Source organism: Kitasatospora sp. NPDC032121, assembly GCF_055580145.1.
This window is the reverse complement of record NZ_JBVILX010000009.1, coordinates 1-6,313: the sequence shown is the minus strand read 5'-3', so window position 1 is coordinate 6,313 and position 6,313 is coordinate 1. Positions and strand designations below refer to the sequence as shown.

4 protein-coding genes and 1 pseudogene are annotated in these 6,313 nt (G+C 74.6%); 4 read left to right on the top strand and 1 reads right to left on the bottom strand.

Annotated features, from left to right (window positions below; translation table 11 throughout):
- Window positions 1-329 precede the first annotated feature (329 nt).
- A complete protein-coding gene (locus tag ACZ5OX_RS22625; protein WP_465632376.1) occupies window positions 330-1,277 on the bottom strand; it encodes an SDR family NAD(P)-dependent oxidoreductase in 948 nt (315 codons plus the stop codon).
- Between the two features lie 240 nt (window positions 1,278-1,517).
- On the opposite strand from ACZ5OX_RS22625, the pseudogene ACZ5OX_RS22620 reads away from it, so the two are divergent.
- The 4 genes and pseudogenes from ACZ5OX_RS22620 to ACZ5OX_RS22605 all read left to right on the top strand — a co-directional run.
- Window positions 1,518-1,736 (top strand): annotated as a pseudogene (locus tag ACZ5OX_RS22620) (hypothetical protein); the annotation flags it as partial.
- A gap of 653 nt (window positions 1,737-2,389) precedes the next feature.
- Window positions 2,390-3,574 (top strand): alcohol dehydrogenase catalytic domain-containing protein, encoded by a 1,185-nt coding sequence (locus ACZ5OX_RS22615; RefSeq protein WP_465632374.1) that lies wholly within the window; start codon window positions 2,390-2,392, stop codon window positions 3,572-3,574.
- A gap of 64 nt (window positions 3,575-3,638) precedes the next feature.
- On the top strand, window positions 3,639-4,643 hold the full coding sequence (locus ACZ5OX_RS22610) for an SDR family NAD(P)-dependent oxidoreductase (RefSeq protein ID WP_465632372.1): 1,005 nt from the start codon (window positions 3,639-3,641) through the stop codon (window positions 4,641-4,643).
- Between the two features lie 228 nt (window positions 4,644-4,871).
- Window positions 4,872-6,107 (top strand): cytochrome P450, encoded by a 1,236-nt coding sequence (locus ACZ5OX_RS22605; RefSeq protein WP_465632370.1) that lies wholly within the window; start codon window positions 4,872-4,874, stop codon window positions 6,105-6,107.
- Window positions 6,108-6,313: the final 206 nt, after the last annotated feature.

The window sequence follows — 6,313 nt, the reverse complement described above, 5'->3', positions numbered from 1 at the left end:
TCGGCCGTCTCCTGCCGGTCGAGGTGCCGGCTTCTGCCCGGTTCGACGGTGGTGGCGTTGCCGTCCTCGCCGTCGTCCGGTGCACCGTCGCCGCCGGGCGGGTGGATCGGGTGCTTCTGATCGGTGTCGTCGAGCGGAACACCACCGGCTCCGCCCTGCGGGATGTCCTCCACGGCTCCTCCTCCTCGTTCTGCTCGCGTACGGGCGGTCCCGGACCGCGCCTCCGCGCGTGTACCCGGCCGACCTCGGCGAAACCACCTGGACCCGGCGGCGCGGAGCGGCCCTCGCCCGTGGCGGCGAGTCGTCCGCGGGGTCGACCAGCCGGTCGGCTACCCGGCGAACGACGGATCGGTGCCGGTCAGTTCGCGGCTGGCCGCCCACAGCCGGGCGGCGGTGGCGGTGTCCTTGAGGTGGTCCCAGACGGGTTCGGTTCGCGGGGTGCCGCGCAGTCCGAACGCCCGGGGGCTCCACATCCGTCCGCCGCGAACGCCCGGGTCGAGCACGGCCCGGACGGCGGGCCACGCGGCGGCGTCCTTGCCCTGCACGACGAGGCCGAGCGGCAGGTGGCGCAGCCGTGCGCCGGTGGTGCGGACGTGGAGGGGCGGGCGCGAGGGGGTGAGGGCGTCGAGCGCGCCGCCGGGGTGGACGAGGACGCTCAGCGTGCTGCTGCGGGCGGCGCGCAGGCGGCGGTCGAGTTCGAGGGCGAAGAGCATCTGGGCGAGCTTGGAGCGCGCGTAGGTGCGCTTGGGCCGGTAGTCGCGGGTGCTCTGGAGGTCGTCGAGGTCCAGGCGCTCGGACTTGGCGGCGAAGCTGCCGGTGGTGACGACCCGGCTCCCGGGGGTGGCCGCGAGCAGGGGCGCCAGGTGGTGGGTCAGCGCGAAGTGGCCGAGGTGGTTGGTGGCGAGCATCAGCTCGTGCCCGTCGGCGCTCTCGCGGCGCGGCGGGTGGTCGAGCGCCACGCCGGCGTTGTGGACCACGGCGTCGAGCCGGTCCGGCCCGAGCGCGTCCACGGATGCGCGGAGCGAGCCGAGGTCGGCCAGGTCCAGGGGGAGGTGCCGCACGTCGGCGCCGGGGACGCGCGAGCCGATGGACGCGATCGCCGCCCGCGCCCTCGCCGGGTCGCGGCTGCCCAGCACGACCGTGGCCCCGGTGGCGGCGAGCTGCTCGGCGACGAAGTACCCGATGCCCGCGTTGCCGCCGGTGACCAGGAAGCGCCGCCCCTCGGCGCGGGGTAGCCGGTGGACGTTCCACGGACGGGTCTCGGATACGGAGGGCATGGCGTGCTCCCGGTGGTTCGGCGTCGTTCGGTTCGGCGCGGTGCGGTCGGTGCGGTTCGCGCGGTCCGTACGCTCCCAGGCGCCGCTCACAGCTCACCGGCAGTCGGCTGTTTCCCCGCTGACAGCGGGTCGGCCCGCCGCACCGGGATTGCGTCCGTGACGTCGGGTAGGCGCACGGGTGCGCCCGAGAGGACCGGCACCGGCCGGGCCCGTCACGGGCGTGGAAGGAGCGCCGGAACCATGGGCGAGGAGACCGGTCACATCACCGGAACCAAGGACAAGGACTACAACCTGATCTGGTACGTCGAGGCGTGCCTCAAGAACGCGCTGCGACTGGAGAGCTACCTGCGGGACGCCGAACGCGACGGCGACGACGAGGTGGTGGAGCTCTTCCGCAAGGCGCAGGCGGACAGCCGCAAGGGTGCCGAGCTGGGCAAGGAGCTGCTCGCGGCCCGCCTGGCCCCGGCGGGGGCCCGCGGTGACTCGGACCGCGTCGCCGCCGCGGGCACTCCGGTGCGCACCGCCGGGGACGCACTCGGGGGTGCCGGCGGGAACGCCGGCGACCTCCTGGCCGACGGAGGGAGCCGGACCGGCGGCACGCCGGCGTCCGGCAGCCGTGCGGGTGATCTGCCGCAGGACCCGACGACCCCGTAGGCATCGCGGACGGTGCCGGGCGGGCTGCCGTGGTGGTCCGGCCTTCCGCACCCGTCGCCGTGCGCGGGGTGCAGGGCCGGCGCCGCCCCCCGGCCGGGCGAACGCCGTCCGGCTCGGCCGGTCGTCCCTCGGCTGGTCGTCCAGGAGCGGCAGCCCGGTCCGCGGCGTCGGTCCGGGGCCTCGCGGACAGAGCCCCGGAGCCTGCCCCGACCGCCGCTTCGGCCGCGAAGCCACCCGCCGGTCCCGTACGCGGTTTCCCCGGCCGGGGACCGGGCAGCCGCCGGTGGACGGCGGCGCGGGACGTGGGCGCCGGACGTGGGCGCCTGATCCGTTGTGGCGCCGCACGAGGAGCCCTCGGCGCCCACCCTGCTTCCCGTCGGAGCAGCCGCGGCCGTCCCCGGGCCCCGCGTCGGCGACCCGGGCGCCCGTCCGGAACACGAGCAAGGCGAGGTGACGTGATGAAGGCCCTGACCTGGCACGGCAAACGGGACGTGCGCATCGACACGGTGCCGGACCCGGTGGTGGAGGACCCGACCGACGTGGTCGTGGAAGTGACCTCCAGCGGCCTGTGCGGTTCCGATCTGCACCTGTACGAGGTGCTGGGACCGTTCCTGGAGGAGGGCGACATCCTCGGACACGAACCCATGGGCATCGTGCGCGACACCGGCCGCGAGGTCACGGCGCTCGCACCGGGAGACCGGGTCGTCGTCCCCTTCAACGTCTCCTGCGGCACCTGCTTCACCTGCCGACAGGGCCTGCACTCCCAGTGCGAGACGACCCAGGTCCGTGAATTCGGCACCGGTGCAGCGCTGTTCGGCTACACGAAGCTCTACGGTCGGGTCCCGGGAGGACAGGCCGAGCTGCTCCGGGTGCCGTTCGGCAACACCTTGCCGATCAAGGTGCCCGACGGGCCGCCGGACGACCGCTTCGTGTTCCTCTCCGACGTCCTCCCCACCGCGTGGCAGGCCGTGAAGTACGCCGACGTCCCCGAGGACGGCAGCCTCGTCGTCCTCGGACTCGGACCGATCGGCGACATGTCCGCGCGGATCGCCGCCCACCTCGGCGTGTCCCGGGTGATCGGCGTCGACCTGGTGCCGGAACGCCTGGAACGCGCCCGCTCCCACGGGGTCACCGCGCTCCACCTCGAGGAGCACGGCAAGGACCTCGCCGACGTCATCCGCGACCTCACCGACGGCCGCGGCCCCCACGCGGTGATCGACGCCGTCGGCATGGAAGCGCACGGCTCGCCCGCGGCCGCACTCGCCCAGCGGATGACCACGCTGCTCCCCAACCGGCTCGCCGCCTCCCTCATGGAACACGTCGGCGTCGACCGCCTGCACGCACTGCACCTGGCGATCGACATCGTCCGACGCGGCGGCACCATCTCCCTGTCCGGCGTCTACGGCGGCATGACCGACCCGCTGCCGCTGCTGACGATGTTCGACAAACAGATCCAACTGCGCATGGGCCAGGCCAACGTCCACCGTTGGGTGCCCGACATCCTCCCGCTGCTCCTGGACGGCGATCCGCTCGGCGTCGACGGCTTCGCCAGCCACCACCTGCCGCTGACGGAGGCGCCGCGCGCCTACGAGATGTTCCAGCAGAAGCAGGACGGCGCGGTGAAGGTGCTCTTCCGGCCCTGACGAGCCAGGACCGGCCCGACGGCGTCCCGAAGACGCCACGCTCGCGAACCGGAAGGAGTTCCCCGTGGAGTACCGCCGACACGAGCACCACCGCCCGCCGGACCGAGGACGCGGCGGCGCCAGGACGGCCCGCACCGCCGACCGCACCGCCGTCGTCACCGGCGCCTCCCGGGGCCTGGGCCTGCTCATCGCGCGCGAACTGGTCCGCCGTGGCTGTCGGGTCATGCTCTGCGCCCGCGACCCGGCCGAACTGGCCCGGGCCGAACGGTACCTGCGCGACGAGGGAGCCGCCGTCGCCGCCTGTGCCTGCGACCTGAACGACTCCGACGCGCCCCGGCGCCTCCTGGCCGCCACGCACGAACGCTTCGGGCCGGTCGAGATCCTCGTCAACAACGCCGGTGTCATCCAGGTCGGCCCCTTCCAGGCCCTGCGCGAGGAGGACTTCCGCGAGGCCATGGAGACCATGCTGTTCGCCCCGCTGCGTCTGACGACCGCCGCGCTGCCCGACCTGCGGGCCCACGAGGGGACGCTGGTGAACGTCACCTCGGTCGGCGGCCGCGTCCCGGCGCCGCACCTGCTGCCGTACGTGGCCGCGAAGTTCGCCGCCACCGGGCTCTCCCAGGGCCTTCGGGCCGAGCTGGCGGCCGACGGCGTGCGGGTGACCACCGTGATCCCGGGCTTGATGCGGACGGGCTCGCACACGGCAGCCCGGTTCCACGGTCGCCCCGGGGCCGAGTACTCCTGGTTCGCCGCCGCGGCCGGCCTGCCGCTGCTGTCGATGGACGCCGAGCGCGCCGCCCGAGCGATCGTGCGCGCGGCCGACCGCGGCCGACCGGAACTCGTCCTCACCCCGGCGGCCAAGATCGGTGCCCGCGTGCAGGGCCTGGCTCCGGCGACGACCGCCCGACTGATGGGCCTGGTCGCCCGCGTCCTCCCCGGCCCCGGCGCCGATCCGGCGCACGGGGTGGTCGGCAGCCGAGCTGCCGGATCCGCTCGGCTCCCGGCCTGGGTCACCGTACTCGGCGACCGGGCCGGACGGCGGTTCAACGAGCCGCGCCCCGACCGGTGACCCCGCCCGCCGGCAACGCGCGACCCCGACACCTCGGCGGTGAGTCGCCGGTGAGGACGCGGGTCCGCTTCCGCCGTCCACAGCATGAAGCCCAGCCCTCCGAAAGCCCCAGCCTTCCGAAAGGGGCGTAGCCGGGCTCGGGCACCCGCGCGCCGAGCCCGTGACACGCGCACGCGCATCCGGGTGACACGCGGTTTCGCCCCGCGCCGTCCCGGGCAGCCGCCGCCCATGAATCGACGATCTTTCCCTCGGGCCGACAGCACTCTGCCGCTGCTGCTGCACGGTTACGCGTGGCTTCCGAACCAGCTGCGCCGTCATCGCGGCCCGGTGCTGCGGACCCGGCTGTTCGGACGCGCGGCCGTCGCGCTGCACGGCCCGCAGGCGGTGCGGTTCTTCTACGACGAGCGCCACGTCCGCCGCGCCGGCGCGCTGCCCGAACCGGTGCGCAGCACCCTCTTCGGCCACGGCGCCGTGCACGGGCTCGACGGGCCGGCGCACCGGTCGCGCAAGGCGATGTTCCTCGGCCTGCTCGCCGATCCGCGGCAGCTGGAGCGGCTGGTGGAGAACGTGGGCGAGGCCTGGGACGCGGCGGTGCCGGCCTGGCGCGAGCGCGGCCGGGTCGTGCTGCTGGACTCGGTGGCAGAGGTACTCACCGCCGGTGTCGCCCGTTGGGCGGGCCTCGCGCTCGCCGATGACGAGGTGCCGCCGCTCGCCCGCGATCTGGTCACGATGGTGGACGGCTTCGCCACCCCGGGCCCGCGCCACTGGCGGGCACGGCTGGCCCGCCGGCGCCGGGAGCAGGCCCTCGCCGCCCTGGTCGAAGCCGTCCGCGACGGCTCGACCCAGGTGCCGCGAGGCTGCGCCGTGCAGGCCGTGGCGCTGCACCGGGACGCGGACGGCGACCTGCCGGCCCCCCGAGTGGCAGCGGTGGAGTTGCTGAACGTCCTGCGGCCGACCGTCGCCGTGTGCTGGTTCGTGGCGTTCGCGGCCCACGCGGTGCACCGCTGGCCCGCCAACCGTGAGCGGCTGACCGGGGACGACGGCGCCTTCGCGAAAGCCTTCGCCCAGGAAGTGCGCCGCTTCTACCCGTTCGCTCCCTTCGTGGGCGGCAAGGCGGCCGCCGACCTGACCTTCGCCGGTGAGCCGATCCCGGCCGGCACGCTCGTCCTGCTCGACCTGTACGGGCAGAACCACGACCCGGCCCTGTGGGGCGATCCCTACGGCTTCCGCCCCCAGCGTTTCCTCGACGCACCGCCGGATCCGCAGCATCTGATCCCGCAGGGCGGCGGCGACGCGGCCACCGGCCACCGCTGCCCGGGCGAGGAGGTCGTGGTCGCACTGCTGGAACTCCTCGCGCCGCGGCTGGCACGGCTCGACTACACGGTGCCCGACCAGGACCTCACCATCGCGCTCAGCCGCGTGATCGCCCGGCCCCGCAGCGGCTTCGTCATCGACCTGGCCTGAGGTCCCGGGCGCACCGGCGCCGGCCGGCGTGTTCGTTCCGGAGCGGTGGTGCGAGCGCGTGCACTCGGGCTGGACGGTAACAAAGCGGGCTAAACATGAATTCAATGTCGCATGTCGGGTACAACCCTCCTGTGGCGACCGTGTCGATGGTCCGGTCGCCCCGCACCCCGGTTGGGGTGCACCGGGACCGCGCTTGAAGAAGCCGG

What these genes read in the sequence shown, in the direction of transcription:
- ACZ5OX_RS22615 (WP_465632374.1), top strand. Translation starts at nt 2,390, where the DNA reads ATGAAGGCCCTGACCTGGCACGGCAAACGGGACGTGCGCATCGACACG.
- ACZ5OX_RS22625 (WP_465632376.1), bottom strand. Translation starts at nt 1,277, where the DNA reads ATGCCCTCCGTATCCGAGACCCGTCCGTGGAACGTCCACCGGCTACCC.
- ACZ5OX_RS22605 (WP_465632370.1), top strand. Translation starts at nt 4,872, where the DNA reads ATGAATCGACGATCTTTCCCTCGGGCCGACAGCACTCTGCCGCTGCTG.